The organism is Rhodanobacter sp. FW104-R8, from assembly GCF_001617365.1.
GTDB lineage: Bacteria > Pseudomonadota > Gammaproteobacteria > Xanthomonadales > Rhodanobacteraceae > Rhodanobacter.
On the sequence record NZ_LVJR01000011.1, the window covers coordinates 27,633 to 47,845 of the forward strand.

Annotated in this window: 20 protein-coding genes; 5 read left to right on the plus strand and 15 right to left on the minus strand. The window is 68.7% G+C overall.

Annotated features, from left to right (window positions below; translation table 11 throughout):
* Positions 1-30 precede the first annotated feature (30 nt).
* Genes RHOFW104R8_RS02585 through RHOFW104R8_RS02595 form a run of 3 tightly spaced genes read right to left on the minus strand, consistent with a single transcriptional unit; the run spans position 31 to position 1,674 of the window.
* Complete coding sequence (locus tag RHOFW104R8_RS02585) at positions 31-747, minus strand: HAD family hydrolase (protein ID WP_068097146.1); 717 nt, start codon at positions 745-747, stop codon at positions 31-33.
* Between the two features lie 28 nt (positions 748-775).
* Positions 776-1,297, minus strand: coding sequence for a hypothetical protein (locus RHOFW104R8_RS02590; RefSeq protein ID WP_068097143.1), 522 nt, complete (start codon positions 1,295-1,297; stop codon positions 776-778).
* A gap of 2 nt (positions 1,298-1,299) precedes the next feature.
* Positions 1,300-1,674: a YciI family protein gene (locus RHOFW104R8_RS02595; protein WP_068097141.1), complete on the minus strand. Its 375-nt coding sequence runs from the start codon at positions 1,672-1,674 to the stop codon at positions 1,300-1,302.
* 67 nt (positions 1,675-1,741) lie between these two features.
* Here RHOFW104R8_RS02595 and tsaA point away from each other — a divergent pair, with 67 nt between their 5' ends.
* Positions 1,742-2,308 carry a tRNA (N6-threonylcarbamoyladenosine(37)-N6)-methyltransferase TrmO gene (gene tsaA / locus RHOFW104R8_RS02600; protein WP_068097242.1) on the plus strand — a complete coding sequence of 189 codons (567 nt, stop codon included), beginning with the start codon at positions 1,742-1,744 and terminating at the stop codon, positions 2,306-2,308.
* Here tsaA and RHOFW104R8_RS02605 read toward each other — a convergent pair.
* Together RHOFW104R8_RS02605 and RHOFW104R8_RS02610 are read right to left on the minus strand one after the other, a co-directional pair.
* Positions 2,303-2,548 carry a hypothetical protein gene (locus tag RHOFW104R8_RS02605; protein WP_068097138.1) on the minus strand — a complete coding sequence of 82 codons (246 nt, stop codon included), beginning with the start codon at positions 2,546-2,548 and terminating at the stop codon, positions 2,303-2,305. The two genes, tsaA and RHOFW104R8_RS02605, sit on opposite strands and share 6 nt — an antisense overlap.
* Before the next feature lie 270 nt (positions 2,549-2,818).
* Positions 2,819-4,438, minus strand: a complete 1,620-nt coding sequence (locus RHOFW104R8_RS02610) for a murein L,D-transpeptidase (RefSeq protein ID WP_153021771.1) — start codon at positions 4,436-4,438, stop codon at positions 2,819-2,821.
* Positions 4,439-4,637: 199 nt separating this feature from the next.
* On the opposite strand from RHOFW104R8_RS02610, the gene RHOFW104R8_RS02615 reads away from it, so the two are divergent.
* Positions 4,638-5,339 (plus strand): murein L,D-transpeptidase catalytic domain family protein, encoded by a 702-nt coding sequence (locus tag RHOFW104R8_RS02615; RefSeq protein ID WP_068097135.1) that lies wholly within the window; start codon positions 4,638-4,640, stop codon positions 5,337-5,339.
* A 7-nt stretch (positions 5,340-5,346) separates the two neighbouring features.
* Here RHOFW104R8_RS02615 and RHOFW104R8_RS02620 read toward each other — a convergent pair whose 3' ends face one another.
* A complete protein-coding gene (locus tag RHOFW104R8_RS02620) occupies positions 5,347-7,050 on the minus strand; it encodes a trehalase family glycosidase (RefSeq protein WP_068097133.1) in 1,704 nt (567 codons plus the stop codon).
* Positions 7,051-7,313: 263 nt separating this feature from the next.
* On the opposite strand from RHOFW104R8_RS02620, the gene RHOFW104R8_RS02625 reads away from it, so the two are divergent.
* The gene (locus tag RHOFW104R8_RS02625) at positions 7,314-8,321 is read left to right on the plus strand and encodes a transporter (protein ID WP_235604271.1); all 1,008 of its coding nucleotides are present in this window, start codon (positions 7,314-7,316) and stop codon (positions 8,319-8,321) included.
* A gap of 18 nt (positions 8,322-8,339) precedes the next feature.
* On the opposite strand, the gene RHOFW104R8_RS02630 is transcribed toward RHOFW104R8_RS02625, so the two are convergent.
* From RHOFW104R8_RS02630 to RHOFW104R8_RS02665, 9 genes are all read right to left on the minus strand, one after another.
* Positions 8,340-9,470, minus strand: a complete 1,131-nt coding sequence (locus RHOFW104R8_RS02630) for an acyltransferase (RefSeq protein WP_068097129.1) — start codon at positions 9,468-9,470, stop codon at positions 8,340-8,342.
* A 228-nt stretch (positions 9,471-9,698) separates the two neighbouring features.
* The gene (locus RHOFW104R8_RS02635; protein ID WP_068097125.1) at positions 9,699-11,894 is read right to left on the minus strand and encodes a M3 family metallopeptidase; all 2,196 of its coding nucleotides are present in this window, start codon (positions 11,892-11,894) and stop codon (positions 9,699-9,701) included.
* Between the two features lie 105 nt (positions 11,895-11,999).
* Complete coding sequence (locus RHOFW104R8_RS17560) at positions 12,000-12,158, minus strand: hypothetical protein (RefSeq protein WP_161487739.1); 159 nt, start codon at positions 12,156-12,158, stop codon at positions 12,000-12,002.
* A 192-nt stretch (positions 12,159-12,350) separates the two neighbouring features.
* Positions 12,351-12,839: a DUF2127 domain-containing protein gene (locus tag RHOFW104R8_RS02640; protein ID WP_161487738.1), complete on the minus strand. Its 489-nt coding sequence runs from the start codon at positions 12,837-12,839 to the stop codon at positions 12,351-12,353.
* An 85-nt stretch (positions 12,840-12,924) separates the two neighbouring features.
* Positions 12,925-13,626 carry an alpha/beta fold hydrolase gene (locus RHOFW104R8_RS02645; protein WP_407071424.1) on the minus strand — a complete coding sequence of 234 codons (702 nt, stop codon included), beginning with the start codon at positions 13,624-13,626 and terminating at the stop codon, positions 12,925-12,927.
* A 101-nt stretch (positions 13,627-13,727) separates the two neighbouring features.
* On the minus strand, positions 13,728-13,949 hold the full coding sequence (locus RHOFW104R8_RS02650; RefSeq protein ID WP_068097116.1) for a TonB-dependent receptor: 222 nt from the start codon (positions 13,947-13,949) through the stop codon (positions 13,728-13,730).
* A 93-nt stretch (positions 13,950-14,042) separates the two neighbouring features.
* The gene (locus RHOFW104R8_RS02655; RefSeq protein ID WP_068097113.1) at positions 14,043-14,558 is read right to left on the minus strand and encodes a GNAT family N-acetyltransferase; all 516 of its coding nucleotides are present in this window, start codon (positions 14,556-14,558) and stop codon (positions 14,043-14,045) included.
* 208 nt (positions 14,559-14,766) lie between these two features.
* Positions 14,767-16,158 carry a sensor histidine kinase KdpD gene (locus RHOFW104R8_RS02660; protein WP_068097110.1) on the minus strand — a complete coding sequence of 464 codons (1,392 nt, stop codon included), beginning with the start codon at positions 16,156-16,158 and terminating at the stop codon, positions 14,767-14,769.
* A complete protein-coding gene (locus RHOFW104R8_RS02665) occupies positions 16,155-16,814 on the minus strand; it encodes a response regulator transcription factor (RefSeq protein WP_068097107.1) in 660 nt (219 codons plus the stop codon). Before RHOFW104R8_RS02665 ends, RHOFW104R8_RS02660 begins: the two co-directional genes overlap by 4 nt.
* A 398-nt stretch (positions 16,815-17,212) precedes the next feature.
* On the opposite strand from RHOFW104R8_RS02665, the gene RHOFW104R8_RS17230 reads away from it, so the two are divergent.
* Both RHOFW104R8_RS17230 and RHOFW104R8_RS02675 read left to right on the plus strand, forming a co-directional pair.
* Positions 17,213-19,045 (plus strand): YncE family protein, encoded by a 1,833-nt coding sequence (locus RHOFW104R8_RS17230; protein ID WP_068097104.1) that lies wholly within the window; start codon positions 17,213-17,215, stop codon positions 19,043-19,045.
* Between the two features lie 9 nt (positions 19,046-19,054).
* A complete protein-coding gene (locus RHOFW104R8_RS02675) occupies positions 19,055-20,158 on the plus strand; it encodes a YncE family protein (protein WP_153021766.1) in 1,104 nt (367 codons plus the stop codon).
* Positions 20,159-20,213: the final 55 nt, after the last annotated feature.

Here is a 20,213-nt window from a genome sequence, read left to right on the forward strand (position 1 = left end):
CAGCCCGGAAGATTTCTACCGCTCAGGCTCCTAGGCCGCGGCGAGTTCCCGCAAGCGTTCCACCGCCGCCGGGATCGCCGCCGGCGCATCCACCGTGAGCAGGCGCGGCTCGTCGGCATCCAGGCCGTTCTCCAGCTCGTGCGCCCAGGTCACGTGGTACGGCATGTGCACGCCCCAGCCGCCCAGCCGCAGCACCGGCTCGATGTCCGAGCGCAGCGAGTTGCCGACCATCGCGAACTGCGCCGGCTGCAGCGCGAACTCGCCCAGCACGCGGCGGTAGGTGGCGGCGTTCTTCTCCGAGACGATCTCGATGCGGCGGAACAGATCGGCCAGCCCGGACTCGGCCACCTTCTTCTCCTGGTGGAACAGGTCGCCCTTGGTGATCAGCACCACCTCGTACTTCCCCGCCACCGCCTCGACCGCCTCGCGGATGCCCGGCAGCAGCTCCACCGGATGCTGCAGCACGGTCTTGCCCAGCTCGACCAGGCGATGGATGTCGGCGGCGCTGACGCGGCCTTCGCTGATCGCGATCGCGGTTTCCACCATCGACAGCGCCATGCCCTTGGCGCCGTAGCCGAACAGCTGGAGGTTGCGCTGCTCGGTGGCCAGCATGCTGTCGTGCACGTGCCGGTCGCCCAGGTCCACGTAGCGCCCCATGATCGCGGCGAACGCCTCGCTGGCCTGGCGGTAGTAGCCCTCGCTGTGCCACAGCGTGTCGTCGCCGTCGAAGCCGATCAATTGCAGCATGGTTGTTCCGTTCCCGTGGGTTCCGCCGTCAGCCGGCGTCGCTGCCGAGGCGCAGGTTGATGTGCAGCGCCGTGGCCAGTTCGCGCATCGGCTCGCTGTCGCGGGCGAGCGTCATCCAGCCCGCCTGCCGGTCGCCGTCGGCTTCCCACAGCCACAGGGTGTAGCCGGATTCGGCCAGGCGGTCGTAGGCGATCGAGAGCAGCCCGGACGCGTCCATGTCGTCGAAGAAGTCGTCGTCGTCCGGATCGCCGCCCCAGTCGATCGACAGGTTCCAGCGCGCGACCAGTTCGTCCAGCGCCTGCACCAGCGTGCGCAGATCGCCCGCGTCGACCATGAAGCCGGAGCGCCAGTCGATCACCCGCCCGACCAGCTCGACCGGCTCGGCCTCGTCGCCGTCCGCCACCGCCTCGCGGTAGTCGGCGAACTGCTGCAGCGCGCCCTCCTCGTCGCCGGGGTTGATCAGCAGCAGCAACTGCCAGACCTTCGCCTCGACCGAGTCGTCCTCGTCGTCGAAGTCCTGGCCGGGCTCGAAATCGTCGTCGTCGCGCATGCTCACGCGCCCACCCGCCGCCTGACGGCATCCATGTCGCGCACCGGGCGGACTTCGATCGCGCCGGTGCGCGCCCACGGGAATTCCGCGGCGATCCGCAGCGCCTCGTCCATGTCGGCGGCCTCGATCAGGTTGAACCCGCCCAGGTACTCCTTGGTTTCGGCGAACGGACCGTCGACGACGCTGCTGCGCTGGCCGCGCACGCGCAGGGTGCGCGCCGTGGCCGGGTGTTCCAGCTGCTGCGAGCCGAGCAGGCAGCCGTCGGCCTGCAAGGCGTCGGCGTGGTGGAGGCAGCCGCGCATCATGCGGTCGAACTCGCCGTCCGGCAGCGCGTCCAGCAAGGCGTCGTCGCAGTAGATCATCACGAGAAATTTCATGTCGTCCTCGGCGGGGAACGGTTCGCGGAACCGTGGAGAGGCGGTGCGAGGGTGGATAATGCCGCACATGACCGCCATGCACGATACCTCCGGCACCTTCTGCTGCCATCCGATCGCCTTCGTGCGCTCGCCGTATGCGGCGCGCATCGACGCGCCGCACCAGCCCACCGTGGTGGCCGGCACCGAGACCGGGGCGGCGGCCGAAGCGGTGGTCGAGTTCGTGGCGGGCTTCCCCGCGGCGGCGTTCCGCGACCTCGCCGGCTTCGAGCGGATCTGGCTGCTGTTCGCCTTCCATCGCAGCGAGGGCTGGAAGGCCGAGGTGCGCCCGCCGCGCGGCGGCGGCAAGCGCAGCGTGCTGGCGACGCGCTCGCCGCACCGGCCGAACGCGCTCGGGCTGTCGGCGGTGGAACTGGTGGCGGTGGAGGAAGGCGCGCTGCGGGTGCGCGGGGTGGACCTGCTCGATGGCACGCCGATCCTCGACATCAAGCCGTACGTGCCCTACGCGGACGCGTTCCCGCAGGCGCGTGCGGGCTGGATCGACGCGATCGACGCGGCGCAGGGCCGCCGCTCCGCGCCGGGGCCGCGCAAGCCGCGTGCGCGGCCGCGCGGCGCGGGCGACGTCAGCGCGTCATGAGCAGCTGCCGCAGCACGTGCTGCCGCCGCTGACGTGGATCTGCCGCGGCTCGGACAGGCGCTCGGCCGCGTAGCCGGCGGCCTGCAGCGCGGCGATGATCTGGCCGGAAGTCAGCGGCGCGTCCACGTCGATCTGCCCGGCGGCGGGATCGCAGGCGACCTTCGCGTTGGGTTCGAGCGCGAGCACGGCGGCGACCACGGCGCCGGCGTGGCCGGCAAGCTCCTTCACCTGGAACAGCATCGGGGTTTCTCCTCAAGCAGGGTTGCGGACGACGGGTCGGAACGGGCGCGGGCGCCCGCCGGCGGCGATGGTGACGGCCGCGCCGCCCGGTCGCCCTGATCCCGGTCAGGGCGACCGGGATCAAGCCCGTCCCGATCCGTGAGACGCGCCCCCGCCAGACTGCGCGGGCCGCTGCGGATCGCTCCGTCGCCGGCACCCGATGCATTGGCAGTGGATCGGTTCAAGCCTTGGCCGCGCCCGGCTCTTCCCGCCGGCGCGGCCTTTTTTGCCTCAGGGCTGCGGCGCGGCCGCCGACTGCCACGGCGACACGCGCGGGCGTTGCAGTGCGGCGAGCAGCGGCGGATCGCGCTGGTACACGTCGGGGCGGAAGCCGACCCGGCCATCCTCGCGCAGGTCCACCGTCCAGTACGCCAGCAGCAGCGTCACCGGTTCGCGCAGCATCACGGTCTGCGTCTTCAGCGTGTCGATCGCGCGGTCGATCCCCGCGCGGTTCCAGCGCACCGGATCGTCCAGCAGCAGCTCGGCCAGTTCGCGCGGGCGCTCCACCCGGATGCAGCCGGAGCTGTTCGCGCGCTGCTCGTTGGCGAACAGCTCCTGGTGCGGGGTGTCGTGCAGGTAGACCGCGTAGTCGTTCGGGAAGCGGATCACCAGCCGGCCCAGCGAATTGCCCGGGCCGGCATCCTGGCGGAGCACGATGCCGCGCGGGTTGGCCCAGTTCACGCTGGCCGGCGACAGCTCGCGGCCCTGGCTGTCCAGCACGCGGATGCGGTTGGCGTCGAGGTAGCCGCGGTTCTTGCGCAGCTTCGGCAGGATGTCGTTCTTCAGGATGGTCGGCGGCACCGTCCAGGTCGGGTTGAGCGTGAGGTAGGTGATCTTCGACTTGAACACCGGCGTGCTGCGGTACGGCTTGCCCACCTGCACGCGCGAACGCCACACCGGCTTGCCGTCCTTGTAGTAGGCGACCTGGTAGCCGGCGATGTCGACCACCACGAAATCGCCCTGCAGCTGGTACAGCAGCCAGCGCGCGCGCTCCAGGTTCACGCGCAGTTGGTCGATCCGCGCCGCGACCGGCACGTTCAGCGCGGCCAGGGTGGCCTTGCCCAGGTGGCCGTCCGCGGCCAGGTACTGTTCGCGCTGGAACTGCTTCAGCGCGGCCTCGAGCGCCGGGTCGTACAGGTCGTCCGCGCCCTCGCCCACCAGATAGCCGCCCCGCTGCAGCCGCTGGCGCAGCGCCGGCACGCGCGCATCGTGGCTGCCCGGCTTCAGCGTGGGGCCGTCCGCGATCGTGGGCCAGCCGCCCTGCGCCGCCACCTCGCGCAGCTTCGCCAGCGCCGTGCGCAGCTGGCCGTACAGCGGATGCTGCGGCCGCGCGCGCGCGAACAGGTCGCCGATCGTGCCCTGGGCCAGCGCATCGCGCACGGCCTTCAGGCCCTGCGCCTGGTCGAGCTGGCGCGGGTCGTAGTTCCAGTGCGTGTCGAGCGTGGCGGGGTCGACCTTGCCGCGATACAGGTGCAGCAGCGCGGCCAGGCATGCATCGGTGGCCAGCACGTCGAACTGCGCGCGCTGCGCCGGCGCGGCCTGCGGATCGGCCAGCACGGCGCGCCGGCGCTGCAGCTCGGTCAATCCGTAGTCTTCCGGATCGAGACCGTCGCCGGCCACGTCGCGCAGCGCGGAAAGCAGCTGGTCGAGGTCGCCCGGGCGCGTCCAGGCCGGCGCGAACCGGTTCTGCTCGTAGAAAGCGGCCACCACGTTGCCGGGCGTCGTGGCGGCATCCCCGTCGGCATGCGCGACGCGCCACTGCTCGACCCGTTCGCGGATCTGCTCGGCCACCGGACTCAACGGCTGCTCGACCGCGGACTGCGCATGCAGCGCGCCCGCCAGCACCAGCATCAACAGGGCGAGGGCCTGCAGGAAACGGCAACGGATGGGCGGCACGACACGATCCTGTTCGAGTATGGCCTGCTGTGATAACACAGCATCCCGCCGGCGCAAACGACCGGCGCATGCGGCCGCGGCCGACGGGTTCTTAACGAGGCGCTGCTAGCATGGACGGCATTGTGTCCGATGACGCCCACGCCCAGCCGTTCCGATGAGCCGACTCCTGCGCCCCGTCGCCACCCTGACCCTGCTTCTCGCTGCCTGCTTCGCCGCGGCCCACGCCGCCACGCCGTCGCTGCAGGACGCACTCAGCAAGCTCGCCCCGAACGCAAACCCAAAGGTGATCGGCCTCGCGCTCGCCGCCACCGAGTGCGCCGCCGCACAAGGCCAGCCGCCGTCCGACCGGCTGGCGGTGATCGACTATTCGAAGCCCTCGACCGAACCCCGGCTGTGGGTGTTCGACCTGGCCAAGCGCAAGCTGCTGTACCACGAGCTGGTGGCGCACGGCCGCAACACCGGCGAGAACCTGGCGACAAGGTTCTCGAACATGCCGGAAAGCCTGCAGTCCAGCCTGGGCCTGTTCCGCACGCTGGGCACCTACGCCGGGCACAACGGCTACTCGCTGCGGATGGAAGGGCTGGAGCCGGGCACCAACGACCATGCGCTGGAGCGCGCGCTGGTGATCCACGGCGCGTCCTACGTCAACCCCGCCCTTGCCCACCAACAGGGCCGCATCGGCCGCAGCTATGGCTGCCCGGCCGTGCGTACCGCGATCGCGCGGCCGCTGATCGACGCCCTCAAGGGCGGCCAGTACGTGTTCTCCTACTATCCCGATGCGCGCTGGCTGGGCGCTTCGCCGTACCTCAAGTGCAGCAGCGGACGCGCCATGACCGCGAGCCTCGCCGCACCCTGAGTCCGCGTCAGGGGCGTGACCCGCCGGCGAGCGCGCTGTCGCTGCGCTCGCCGGCGCCCCTTACCGGCCCTCCGGTGCGCTCCTGCAACAGCGCCTGCATCTTCAGGTACACGCCGTTGCTCCAGCCGAAACCGATCACGTTGGCGGTGTAGCCGGCGCTGATCTTCACGTCGGCGTTGCCGCTGGCCATGTTGTATTTCTCGCGGATGGTGCCGTCGGCGGCGAGGCTGCGGTCGATGGTGGCGGTGAATTCGCGCGCGATGCGGCGGGCGTCGTCGTGGAAGCCGTAGGCGTCCAGCCCGGCCGCCGCCAGCCAGTTGGTCGGCGCCCAGCCGAACGGCGCATCCCACTGCGCGCCGCTGGCGTGCTCGCTCATCTGCAGGCCGCCCTTGCGCTCGAAAACACCGAGCCTGCCGCGCAGCGCCGCGGCCTGCTGCGGCGAGGCCGCGCCGGCCCACAGCGGGTAGTAGGTGGCGACGAAGCGATAGCCGGACGGCTTGCCGTGCACGAAGTCGTAGTCCATGTACATGCCCTGGTCGGCGCGCCACAGGTACTTGTCGATCGCCGCGCGCCGCGCCGCGGCGACATCGGCCCAGTGCGCGGCATCCGCCGTGCGCCCCAGCTGCACGGCGAAGTCGTGCAGGTCGCGCTCGTAGCGGTACAGCAGGCTGTTCAGATCCACCGGCGCGTAGTGGTGGGTGGAGCCGCCGAACGGGCCCATGCGGAAGGTGGTGTCGAAACCGGACTCGCGCATCGCGCGGTCGCCCAGGTAGTAGTCGGCGCTCAGGCGAAAGCCTTTCGACCAGGCGCCGGCGCAGACTTTCGAGGCCTCGACGTCGCAGCTGGCGGCCTTGAGTCGCACGACTTCCGCCGCGTCGGGATGCTCGGAGGCCTTGACCAGGTAGCCGGGATCCTCCGACGGGTGCGCGATCAGCCAGTCGATCACGCCGCGCAGGTAACTGCTGTCACGCATCTCCAGCACCGGCGCGGCGCCGCCGTAATCGTAGTAACGGGCCAGCCCGGTGTCGCCGGCCAGGTGTTCCCTGCGCGTCCACGTGGCGTGGTCGCGCACCGCCAGCGGGTACGCCTGCTGCAGCCACGCGCGCGCGGCAGCCTGGTCCTTGAAGCTGGCCGGGTCGTCCAGCAGCGCGCGCATCATCGCGCCGAGGAACGGCGGCTGCGCACGGGTGAGGTAGTAGCTGCGGTTCGCGTTGAGCACCGCGCCGTAGTACCGCACCTCGAACAGCGCGTTGTCGACCATGTCGCGCGCCAGCGCCGTGCGCTGGTCGGCCAGCAGGCCGAGCACGATGAAGTAGCTGTCCCAGCCGTACATCTCGTTGAAGAAGCCGCCCGGCACCACGTACGGATGCGGCAGGTAGAGCAGGCCCTGCCGTGGCAGCGTGGCCGGGGCGATGTCGCCCAGCTCGCCGATCGCCCGCGGCAGCACCTGCACCTCGACGCGGCAATGCGCCTGCATCGCGGCCAGTGCCGGCGGCGCGGGCAGGTTTGCCGGCAGGTACAGCAGCGGCCGCGTGCCCACCTTGCTGTCGCCCAGCGCCGAGCAGTCGTCCATCGAGCGGGTCAGCGTGGTCCACGCGTGGTCGATGTAGGCGCGGGTCTTCTGCGCATCGGGCCGGGCGGCCGCCTCCGTGGCGGCGAACAGGACCGACCATCCGCACAGGGCAAGGGGCAGCAGGGATTTCATCGTCATGGACCGGTCCCGTGGGTGCATGCACCACAGCGTGTCGCCACGGCCCCGCCAATGCAACCGGCACGCCCCGGCGGCCGATGTATCCTGCGCCGTCGACCGCGCGCCGTCGCGGCCGGCCCGCTGCGCATGGCATGGCAAAAAACGGGGTGTCGCACCCCGTTCATCGAAAGCATGCTGTGCGTCCTCCCGGCTGGGACGGCGGTGCACCGCATGCGGCGGCGACGGTCCGGGCAATCGAAGATCAGTGGCAGGGAGAACGACGCATGCGTGCGGGGAAAGGCAGGGCGGGACCGATCATCAAGAACCGGCCCGGCGGCCGCCGGATCCTGCTGCTGTGCGGCGTGCTGGGCATCGCCTTGCCATTGCAGACGGCGTACCCGCAGAGCGCGCCGGCACCACGCCAGTCGCTGGACGATGCATGGTGGACCGGGCCGATGCTGGCCAACTCGGCGGCGACGCTGCCGCGCGGCCACGTCCTGGTCGAGCCCTACCTGTACGACGTGCACTCGGCGCATGCGGACGGCTACGGCTCGCTCACCTACATGCTGTACGGACTCACCGACCGGCTCACCGTGGGGCTGGTGCCGGTGCTGGGCTACAACCGGGTGGATGGCGGCCCCGGCAGTTCCGGCGTGGGCTTCGGCGACGTCAGCGTGCAGGCGCAGTACCGGTTGACCCAGTTCCACGAGGGCAGCTGGCTTCCCGCGATCTCGCTGCAGCTGCAGGAAACGCTGCCCACCGGCAAGTACGACCGGCTGGGCAACCGCCCCGCCGACGGCCTCGGCGGCGGCGCCCGCACCACCACGCTGCAGCTCAACACGCAAACGTACTTCTGGCTGGGCAACGGCCGCATCCTGCGCATGCGCTTCAACGTGGCGCAGTCGTTTTCCGGCACGGCGGAGGTCGAGGACGTCAGCGTCTACGGCACGCCCGACGGCTTCCGCGGCAGCGCCCGACCCGGCCGTTCCTTCTTCGTCAACGCGGCGTGGGAATACAGCCTGAGCCAGCGCTGGGTGCTCGCGCTCGACCTCACCTACCGCCACGACAGCGCCACTCGCGTGCGCGGCGGCGTCGCGCTTCCCGGCAGCGCGCAGACAACCTCACCCCTGCGCAGCGATTCCGGCACCAGCACGGCGTTCGGTTTCGCGCCGGCGATCGAGTACAACTGGAGCGCCCGCGTAGGCATGCTGGTGGGCGTGCGCGTGATCACCGGCGGCCACGCCACCGCCACCACGGTCACCCCGGCGGTGGCGCTCAACTACGTGCACTGAGGCCGCTGGCCTGTCGAGTCAGTAGCCGGCGCCGCAGGCCGGGCTGCGGTTCTCGGCGAGCGGATTCGCGCCGGCCTTGCCGCGTTCGCGCAGTCGCAGGAACGGGCGCTCGACCAGGTAATGCAGCGCCGCGCCCAGCAGCAGTACGGCCAGCGCATAGGTGGCGAACGCGAGCGCGCGCTGTCCCTGCAACGTCGCGCCGAACGTCACCTGCACCAGATGGAAGGCGATCTTGTGGCTGAGGTAGAGGCTGTAGGAAACCGCGGCCAGCCAGCCCGCGCCCGGCACGCGCCAGCGGCCGATCAGGCTGTGCCGGTCTGCGCCGGCAAATACCAGCAGGCCGAAGCCGAACGACAGCAGCGGCCAGCCCAGCGCATTGGCGAGCAGGCCGGTGCGCTCGCGGAACAGCCAGAACGCGAGGCACGACATCGCCAGGCCGCCTAGCAGCACGGCGTTCGAACGCGCCTGCCACCGCGTCCAGGCCTGTGGCCGGAAGACCCGCAACGCCGCCAGCAGCACGCCCGCCAGCAAGCCGTCCAGGCGCATCCAGGTCGGGTAGTAGATGTCTTCGATGAACCAGTTGCGCGGCGGATCGATCGCCGCGTCGTGCAGCCATACCGCGCTGCGCAGGGCGATGCCGAGCACCACCACACCCGCGCACACGCCCAGGCACTTCCACGTCGACGGCCGCCGCGTCAGCCACCACGCCAGCAGCGGAAAGACCAGGTAAAAGTGCTCCTCCACGCACAGCGACCACGCGTGCGAGAACGCCTGGTTGTGCGTGTAGTCGATCAGCAGGTTCAGCGTGAACGTGGCGAACTGCCACCACGGCTGCAACCCCGGCACTTCACGCAGCGCGGGGAAAAACACGTACAGCGCCAGCACCACCGCAAACGTCGGCAGGATGCGCCAGGCCCGCCGCGCATAGAACCCGCGAAACGACAGCCGCTCGCCGCGCTGCAACGGCCGCAGCACCTGGCTGCCGATCAGCAAGCCGCTGAGCACGAAGAAGATGTCCACCCCGGCCCAGCCGTAGCGCGACAGCCAGGCGAAATCGGGGCCGAGCCCGCCGACGATGTACGAGTGGAACAACATCACCCAGACGATGGCGATGGCGCGCAGCAGGTCGAGGCCCGGGAGACGATGCATGGACGTCCTTGTCGCGGCAAATGTAGGTGATGGAGCGGGTTCCTGCGCCGGATTCTTCTTGAATGGCTGGGGCGGTTCAATGGATCACTTGGGGCAATCCGATGGCAGCCACCTGCACCGCTCTTCGATCACCGGCGGATTCCCGGAAGGCGATCCTGGTGTGACCGGATGCAAAAAAAACCGCCCGGATCGCTCCGGGCGGCTTCGTTTCCAACGGGCGGTTCCGGATCAGTCGGCCGCGGCATCCAGCCCGCGACGCTTCAGCAGCGGCTCGATTTGCGGCTCGTGCCCGGCGAAATCGCGGAACAGCTGCAGCGCGTCCTTGCTGCCGCCCTGCGAGAGCAGGGTGGCGCGGAAGCGGTCGCCGTTGGCGCGGGTGAGGCCACCGTTCGCCTTGATCCACTCCACCGTGTTCGCGTCCAGCACTTCCGACCAGATGTAGGCGTAGTAGCCGGCCGCGTAGCCGCTCATGATGTGGCTGAAGTACGGCGTGCGGTAGCGCGGCGGCACCGGCGCGTAGTCGGTGCCGTTCGCCTTCAGCGCGGCGGCCTCGAACGCCACCACGCCGCCGGCCGCGGGGATCTTGTCGGCGCCGATCTGGTGCCAGCTCTGGTCGAGCATCGCCGAGCCGAGGTACTCGGTGGTGGTGAAGCCCTGGTTGAACTTCGAGGTGGCCAGCACCTTGTCCAGCAGGGCCTTCGGCATCGGCGCGCCGGTCTGGTAGTGCTTGGCGTAGTTCGCCAGCACGCTCGGCCAGTCGGACCACATCTCGTTGACCTGCGACGGGAACTCGACGAAGTCGCGCGGCACGCTGGTACCGCTGAAGTACGGGTACTTCACGTTCGAGAACATGCCGTGCAGCGCGTGGCCGAACTCGTGGAACATCGTGGTCACCTCGGTCCAGGTCAGCAGGGTCGGGCCGCTGGCCGGCTTGGTGATGTTGAGGTGGTTGGCCACGATCGGCAGGTTGCCGGTCAGCGCGGACTGCTCGACATAGGAGTTCATCCACGCGCCGCCGCGCTTGGACGGGCGCGCGTACATGTCGGCCAGGAAGATCGCCAGCTGGCTGCCGTCGGCGTTGTACACGTCGTACACCAGCACGTCGGGGTTGTAGACCGGCAGGTCGGTGCGCTGCTTGAAGCTGAGCCCGTAGAGCTGGCCGGCGGCGTAGAACACGCCGTTCTCCAGCACGTTCTTCATCTCCAGGTAGGGCTTGAGCTGGCTCTCGTCGAAGTCGTACTTCTCTGCGCGCACCTTCTCGGTGTAGTACGCCCAGTCCCACGGCTGCAGCGCGAACGTGGGCTCGCCCTTCGCCTTCTGCTCCTTGTCGATCATCGCCTGGATCGCCGCGCCCTCGCGCTTCGCGTTCGCCACCGCCGGCGGCGCCAGCTTGGTCAGCATGGCGTTGACCGCTTCGGGCGTCTTCGCGGTCTCGTCGGCCAGCACATAGGCGGCGTAGGTGGGATAGCCGAGCATCTTCGCCTTCTCGGCGCGCAGCTTCAGCACCTGCGCGACGATCGCGGTGTTGTCGTAGGCGTTGCCGCGGCTGCCGCGGGCGATCGACGCCTCATGCAGGCGCTGGCGCAGCGCGCGGTTGTGCAACTGGGCTTCCGGCGGTTGCCCGGTGGTGTTGAGCAGGGCGATCACGTACTTGCCGTCCAGGCCCTTCGCCTTCGCGGCGGCGGCGGCGGCGCCGATCTGCTCGTCGGTGAGGCCGGCGAGTTCTTCCTTCGTGTCGACCACCAGGGCGGAGTCGTTCACCTCGGCCAGCACGTTCTGGCTGAACCGGGTGCCCAGCTTCGCCAGCTCGCCGTTGATCTCCTTCAGGTGCGCCTTGTCGGCGTCGGACAACCTGGCGCCGGCGCGCACGAAGTCGGTGTGATAGCGCTCGACCAGGCGCACGCCCTCGGCGTCCAGGCCCAGGCTGTCGCGCGTGTCGTACAGCTGCTGGATGCGCGCGAACAGCTTCGGGTTCAACGAGATCGCGTCGCGGTGCGCCGCCAGCTTCGGCGCGTATTCGGCCTGGATCGCCTTGCGCGCGTCGTTGATGTCCACGCCGACCAGGCTGAAGAACGCGGTCGAGGTGCGGCTGAGGATCTGCCCGGATTTCTCCAGCGCCACGATGGTGTTGTCGAACGTGGGCGCCTCGGCAGCGTCGGCGACCGCCTGGACTTCCTTGAGGTGTTCGGCCATGCCGCGGTCGAAGCCGGGCGCGAAGTCGCTGTCCCTGATCTTGTCGAACTGCGGGTAGTGCAGCGGCAGCGGGCTTTCGCTGAAGAACGGATTGCCGGCGTCGGCCACCACCACGCTGGCTTGCGCCTGCGGCGCGGCGGCGTTCTTCTTGTCGGAGCCGGCGTCGGAGCAGGCGGCGAGGGAGCCGGACGACAGGGCGATGGCCAGGGCCAGCGCGACGGGATGCTTCATGGTCGGGTTTCTCATCGTGGATCGAACTCCCGATGCTACCCAATCCATCCCGCGATCACCCATGACCAAAGCCATGGGTCGGCGCCGGCCTCCGCGGCCGCGACCTCAGCCCGCCTGGGCGGCCGACGCAACCGTCGTCGCCGCGTGCGCGCCGGCGAGCTGTACCGGCGACGCGGTCATCGTCAGCATGGCGCCCAGCACCAGCACGCAGAGGGCAAAGCAGGCGCCGAACAGGCCGGCCAGGATCATCGATTCGTATTTCATGATGTGTCTCCGCATGGGTGGATTCCCTGTGCGGTATAGAAGTGCAATCGCCGTGCCAACCCGCTGGAGTGCCCGCGAAGCCTTGTCTCGCCTGCATCGGGCGGCTTCGCGCGCAAGCTCGGCGCGTTGTCCGCGGACAGCCGCCGCGCCGCGTCCGGACACGCGGACAGCCGCGTGCGCCGCGCCGCCAGCTCAGCCGCCGGCGTGATGCCGCAGCTTGCGGTACTCCACCACGGTGAGCGCGATGATCAGCAGGTCGAACAGAGTCAAGACCACGAACGCGAACGAGGGGCCGGCCACGGCCATGTGGTAGATCTGGTAGGCGGCAAACGCGGCGGTCAGCCAGATCAGGCCCGGGTAGGCCCACAGCCTGCCGCGCAGGATCTCCACGATCACCACCAGTTTCGCCACGCCGTGGGACAGCAGGTAGATCGCCGCGAACAGCACCGAGCCCTGGTCGAACTGCGCGGCCCAATGCAGGATGTGCGTCGCGATGATGTCGTCGGGATCCTGGCGCAATTCCGGCGCAACCAGCGCGCCGATCCAGGCCTGCAACCGCAGCGGCCCGAGCAGCAGCAGCCAGAGCCCGCCGACGACCTCGCCGATGCCGTCGAGGCCCTTCAGCCCGAGCCCGACGGCGAAGGCCCTGTCGGATACCGTCCGAACGCGCAAACCGATCATCGACATGCCCTCCCGCGGTGGACCCGGAAACCCGCGGCCCCTGGTCCGAAACACGCGCCGTGGTCCGGCGCCGGTAACAGCCGGCCTACGCCGACAACCATGTCCGCATCGCCCCGGTGACCGCCGCGGGCTGCTCCATCGGACTCATGTGGCCGCTGTCCTCGACCACCACCAACTTTGCCTGCGGCATCAGCGCCGCCATCGCCTCGTGCAGCGGCAGCGGCGTGAGCGCGTCCAGCCGGCCGCACAGCACCAGCACCGGGCAGGCCAGTCCGCGCAACACCGCGGCGCCATCCTCGCGCAGCATCGCGTTCTGCCGGATGAACACCTCGCGGCCCTGGCGCAAGGTCATCGCGTTGATCCGCTGCGCCAGCGCCGCATCGTGCAGCCGCGCCGGCGCCACGAAGCTCGGCAGCAGCTGCTCGGTCATGCCGCGGAACTTCCCGGGCAGGCTGACCGTGCGGTTGGCCGCCCGGCGCTGCGCGATGCGCTCGGGCGTATCGGCGTGGAACGAGGTGTCGAGCAGCGCCAGCCGTTCGATGCGCGGCGACGCCTGCCGGGCGATTTCCTGGGCGACGTAGCCGCCGAACGAGAAGCCCGCCAGCGCAAAGCGCGGCGGCGCCGTCGCCAGCACCTGCTGCGCCAGCGCGGCGATGCTGTCGGCATGGCCCAGGTCGGCCACCCGGCAGTCGGCGACGTCGGCCAGGCCCGCCAGCTGGTCGCGCCACAGGTCTTCGTCGCACAGGAATCCGGGGAGCAGCAGCAACGGCTGCCGATGGTCAGTCACGGTCATGCCCGGCAGTCGAAAGAGCGGACATTATCGACTACAGCACGTGCCGTTCGACACACCCGGCGCGGGAGACGCGGCGTGGCCGGGGCAAGCGCCGGTCAGGTCGCGTTGGTCCAGGTCGACTCGACATCGGCCTTCACCAGGTCGTCGAGCGCCGCCGGCGCGACACCCTGCATGCCATAGAGGCAGCCATGCCGCATGCCGGCGTAATCGCCGTCGCGGCGGAACGTCGCCGTCCAGATGACGCGGCCGGCACTCGCCTGCTCGTAATCGCCTGCGTAGTCGAACCCGTTTTTCGTCTTGCCGGAGACCGTGGTCATGGCGGGAAGCTCCTGGCGTGATCGCCCGGCCAGCATAGCTCCTTGCCGCCGCGGCAAGGTGGCGGATTTCCCGGCGGCGGTCGGGGACAGCCGTCAGCCGTGGCCGGCCAGCGGCGTGTCACCCGCGCCGACTTCGAGCGCCTGCAGCGAAACGGTCTTGCGGCCGCCATGCAGTTGCTGCCGGCCGACTTCGCGGAAACCCAGCCCGGCATGGAAGCGCTCGGACGCCGGGTTGGGCGGCTCGAGATCGAACTCGCAGGTGACCAGCGGTACCGCGTCGCGCACCGCCAGCGCGTAGAGCTCGCGGTACAGCCGGCGACCGGCGCCGCGCGCCTGCGCGTCGCCGGCCACCACGATGCGGTCCACATACAGGAAATGCGGATAGCGCTGCGCGAACCAGCGGTAGTTGGGGCTGTCGTAGTCCGCCCCTTCGCGGAACGCGAGCAGGAACGCCTCGACCCGCCCCTCCCGCTCGATCACCCGATGCAGCGCCGCCTGCGCATGCAGCCGCGCCAGCCGCGCGCCGTCGAGCGGACTGAGCACGGCCACGAACGCCTCGTTGAGGGCGAGGATGGCGGGAAAATCGGCGGGGGTGGCGTCGCGGAGCATCGGGCGGCCTTTGCGGAATCGGGCGAAAGCGAAGCATGTCGGGGGCCACAGAAAGTGCACCGGGACCCTTCGATTCATCGCCGGGACACACGGTGAGCCGACATGTCGCGCGCCACCTTCGCACTGGGGGCGATCCCGCGCAACGTTCGCGGAAGTCCGGCTGCGACCGGCAAAACTTCCCGCTGCACCGACACCGTCCCCGACGCAATCAAAAGGCCGCGTGCACCTTGTCGACTGTGTCGTGGTGGATTGCAGGAATCTCGAATACCACCCGCAAACCGGCACCCCCGGTGCCGCATTCGGCGTGGATGCGTCCGTTGTGAAGCTGGATGATGCTGCGGCAGATGGCGAGGCCCAGGCCACTGCCCTTGTCTTCGGTGTTCACCTGGTTGAAGCGGACGAAGCGCTCAAAAGCGCGTTCGTACTGGTCGTCCGTGAGTCCGGGGCCCTCGTCTTCGATGCTTACCCTCCAGATATGGCCTTCCAGCTCCGAGCGCAGCGTGATCAGGCCTCCGGGAGGCGACATCCTGAGCGCATTGGTGAGGATGTTCAGGACGACCTGGCGCAGCCAGCGCTCCTCGAAAGCAACCAGCCCCTCGCCGTAGTGGGTACAGCTGAAACGGCAGCCCCGGTGCTCGGTGAGAGCCTGGACGTCCTGCTCGAAACTCCGCAGGAACCGGTGGGGATCCTGCACCACGAGATCCATGCGGATTCCCTGCGCCTCGGCGCGGGAGAGGAACAGCAGCTCATCGACCATCTGGTTGACGCGGGCCAGTTCCTCCAGTTGGACGAGGACCGCTTCCTCGTGCGAATGGCCCAGATTGCCCTCGACCAGCAGCTTCTCGGCATGCAGCCTCACCAGGGAGAGCGGCGTCTTCAGCTCGTGCGATACCTCGGCCGCGAACTGGCGCACCTGGTTGAACGACGATTCCAGGCGGTCGAACATCTGGTTGAGCAGGGTGGCCAGGCCCGAGATCTCGTCCTCGACGCCGGTAACGGCAATCCGCTCGGTCAGGTTGTCCGAGCGGATGCGGTTTGCCGTTTCGCCGATCAGGCGAACCGGGCGCAGCATCACGCGGGAAAGCCCCAGCCCGATCGCGATGCTGGCCAGCAGCATGCCGATGAGCAGGGCGAGGCACACTTCGGTGTAGGCGACCATGGTCCTCCGGACCTGACCCATGGGCGTGCCGATACTGACGTCGAACGGCGGTAGCACGAACTCGGCTATCCGCAACTCGCCGACGCCCGGCATGACGCCCTCGAAGACATGTCTTTTAGGCACGTCGGGCAGCGGATTGCCGGCCAGGTTCTTCGAGCGGAACAGGTTCCCGCGACTGGGCGAATCGATGCTTATGTAGAACAATACCGACGCATATTCCGTGGTCTGGCGTATGCGTTCCTCGATGACTTCCCGGTTCAGCGACGGATAGTCCGAGCCGAGGCGCGCCTTGATCTGCTGGAACTCGGTGGCGTTCAGCAGATCCAGGTCGCGGATGACGTAGTTCTGCAGGAGCTGGTACCCGGCGATGAACAGGCTGGCGACAGTCAGCGTGGCGCTCAACGCATACCAGAACGTGATGCGCGCACCGATCGACTTCATACCAGCTGATAGCCGATCCCGCGCAGGGTCTTGAACAGCGGTTCGGCCGGATTGGACTCCAGCTTCATGCGCAGCCGGCTCATGTAGACGTCCAGCAGGTTGTTGTCCGTCAGGCCGGGCCAGATCCTTTCGGAGATGTACGAGCGGGTAAGGGTGCGCCCCACGTTTTGCATGAAGATCTCGAGCAACGCGAATTCCCGGCTGGTGAGGTCGACGTTTTGCTCCTTCAGCTTGACCGTGTGGCCCAGCAGATCCATTCGCACGCAGCGGTGGGTGATCACCGTCTGCTTGACCGCCGACTGGCGGCGCAACAGTGAGCGGACGTGGGCGCGCAGCTCCTCGAAGCTGAAGGGTTTCGGGAGATAATCATCGGCGCCGAGGTCGAGTCCCTTGATGCGGTCCTCCACGCTGTCGCGCGCACTGAGGATCAGCACCGGTTCGTTGAAACCCGCCCGGCGCCATTCGGAAAGCAGATGCAGTCCGTCACCGTCCGGCAGGCTCAGGTCGAGAATGATGACGTCGTAGCTGGTTTCCGCGAGCGCGTCGCGCGCCTCCCGACACGTCACCACCCAGGTGACGGTGTAGGCACATTCGCTCAGCCCCTGCTTGAGAAACGTCCCCAGGCGTTGCTGGTCTTCGACGATGAGTATTTTCATGCTGCCCCAGCCGATTGACACTGGTGCAGCGAGTCTAGGATAGCGGCGCGCGAAACCGATGATGCGTCGCACAACCCTGTGCGCACCGAACCGCCGCACGCGAGGCGATGGCCCGGGCGGTGGAGCACCGTACCTGCGCAGCCATCGACCGGCGGCTTCGCAGACCCGCCACGGCATGGTGTTGCGCGGCTGCCCGCGGCGCACATCCGCCCCTGAATATCTTTTAAGAATGGCTACAGGTATCCGCAAGGTGATGCATCTAGGGTGCAGCCGTGCCTTGGACCTTCGAGGCGCGTTTCAGGCAACAAGCCCGTCGTTTCAAGGACACCTGACGCCGTTCGCCAATCGCCAATCGCCGCTGCAATCATCCAGCCATCCAGCCGTCGAGGAAAGTTTCCATGGTTCGTTCCGCACTGTTTCTGGCTACTGCCCTGCTGGCCCCATCGCTGTTTGCCCAGGTTCCCTCAAAAATCTATGCCCAGGAGCTGGTGGACGGCACGCTAGAGGCGCACCCCGACATTGCCATCCTGGCGATGCACGTGACGCCGCCGAAGCAGCCGGACAACGTCATCATCGCCTCCAACATCGGCCGCATCGGCAAGAAGGCCGACGAGGACGACATGAATGTCGTCAACAACGGCAAGACGAACCTGGAGGTCAACAAGGCGGGCGACCACTTCGAGGTCGAGCTGCCGCTGCTGGACATCACCGGCGACCGCATCGGCGCGCTCAGCGTCGTGTATCCGTACAAGGCCGGCGACGACAAGGCGGCACTGGAGAAGCGGGCCGAGGCGGTGCGCGACCAGCTGAGCCGGAAAATTTCCAACGTCGGCAATCTGACCCAGCCCTACCAGTTCAATCCGGCCGTTCCCACCCATACCTATGCGCAGCAGCTGGTCGAGCAGACCATGGCCGCGCATCCCAGGCTGCTTATCCTGATGCTGCACGCCGTGCCGCCGGGCACGTCGACCAACGTGGTAGTGGGATCGAGCATCGGCCGTTTCGGCAAGGCGGCCGACGAAGACGACATGCGCGCGATCAACACCGGCATCCCCAACCTCGAGGTCAACGGCAACCGCTTCGAGGTGGAGACGCGCCTGCTCGACGCCAAGGGCCGGACGCTCGGCGCGGCGGGCATCGTGCTTCCGTACAAGCCGGGCGACGACAAGGCGGCGCTGCAGCGCGAAGGGTTTGCGATCCGCGACGAGCTGCGCGCGAAGATTCCCTCGCTGGCGAAGCTGATGGAACCCATGCCGGCAGCGGCGGCCGTGGCCGACCCGACGGCTACCCTGGCCGGGCGCAGCACCAGCTGGAAGCCCGGGTACGCCGGCGATTTCGATCACTTCGGTATTGACGTCAAGGGCAATCGCCTGTTCCTGGCGGCCGAGGATCACGGCACGCTCGAGCTGTTCAACCTGAAGACCGGCCAGCATGAGCGCACCCTCACCGGTTTCGAGACGCCGCACGCGATCATCTACCTGCCCGAGCACAACCGCCTGATCGTCACCGACAGCGGCAAGGGCATGACCAAGGTACTCGATGCCACCACCTACAAGGTCGTGGGCCACCTCGCGCTGGAACCCGGCGCCGACTCGGCCGAATACGACACCTCGACCGGCCACCTGTACATCGTCACCGGCGGCAAGGACGTGGACATGAAGGACTGCTTCCTCAACGAGGTGGATCCGCTCACCGGCCATGTGTACGCCAAGCTGCGGTTCGACTCGGACCACACCGAGGCGGTCAAGGACGAGCAGCACGGCAACCGGCTGTTCGTGAACGTGGCCGACCACAACGAAGTGGACGTCGTCGACAAGAAGACGTTCAAGGTGATCGCGCGCTGGCCGCTCAGCGGCGCCCAGACCAACCTGACCATGGCGCTGGACGAGGCCGGCCACCGCCTGTTCGTCGGCACCCGCAGCCCCAGCAAACTGCTCGTGCTCAACACCGATACCGGTGCCACCGTGGCCAGCCTGGATGCGCCGGCGACTTCGGACGGGCTGTTCTACGACAGCGCCAGGAAGCGCGTGTATGTGCCCGGCGGCGACGGCTATCTCGGCGTGTTCCAGCAGGTCACCCCCGACCTCTACGCCGCGCGGCCGCGCATCCCCAGCGCGACCGGCGCCAAGTCGGGCATCGTGGTGCCGCAGCTGGACCGCCTCTACCTGGCCGCCTCGCCCGGCGAGCACGGCAAGGGCGGCGAAGTGCTGTGGTACTCGCTGGGCCGATAGGAGTCAGTGATGCATCCGGACCATCAACAGGAAAAGACGCGGCCACGCATCCCGTTGGCTGCCATCTCGATCGCACTGCTCGGCCTCGCCCTGCTGCCGTCGCCGGGTCATGCCGCGACGCGCTTCTACCGTCTCGGTTCGGCGGTGACCCTGCCGGGCAAGGCGCCGGGGTGGGATTACCTGACCTACGATGCCGCCCGCTCGCACCTGTTCATCGGCCGTCGGCATAGTGGCGCCACCGTGTTCGACGTGGCGGCACAAAAGGTCGTTGCGACGATCGCCGATTCCGAAGGTGCGAACAAGGCGATCCTCGTGCCCCAACTCGATCGCGGCTACACCGTCAACGGAGACGGCACCACCACCGAGTTCGAGCTGGCGTCGCTGAAGACGGTCCGACGCATCCGCTTCGGCGACGACGCCGATGCGGGCAGCTACGAACCGGTGACCGGGCAGGTTCTCTTCACCATGGGCGACAGCGGGAAGGTCGCCTTCCTGGATGCCCGCAGCGGCCAGCCCGTCGCCACGCTGCCGCTGCCCAGCCACAAGATCGAGGCGTCGGCCCCGGACGGCCAAGGCCACATCTTCGTGGCCGAGCGCGACCGCGATGCGGTGGTGCGCATCGACGCCCGCACGCATGCGGTCACGGCAACCTGGTCGACCGCGCCCTGCAGCCAGCCCACCGGGCTGGACTACGACGCCAAGAGCCGGCGCGTCTTCGTCGGTTGCCGCAGCGAGCGGCCGCTGCTGGCCGTGCTCGACGCCGACACCGGCGCCGTGGTGGCGAGCCTGCCGATCGGCCGCGGCAACGATGGCGTGGCGTTCAACCCCGCCACCGGCCGCATCTACGCGTCCAACGGCGTGGACGCCAACCTGCTGGTGATCGACCAGTTGGGCGCCGACAGCTACCGGCTCGAACAGGCCATCACCACCCGGCCGACGGCGCGAACGCTGGCGCTCGACCCGCAGCGCGATCGCGTGTACCTGGTCGCCGCCGAAGGGGGCGTCGACCCGGCCATGAAAGTGGACACCGCGGTGGCGCCGTTTTACCCGAACTTCTATTTCGACCATAGCTTCACCGTACTGACCTACCAAAGAACTGAAACAACAAACTGAATACAGTCGCTGCGCACCGCCCCGGGATGTCGATGCATGGGGAAGGGCCCGTCGC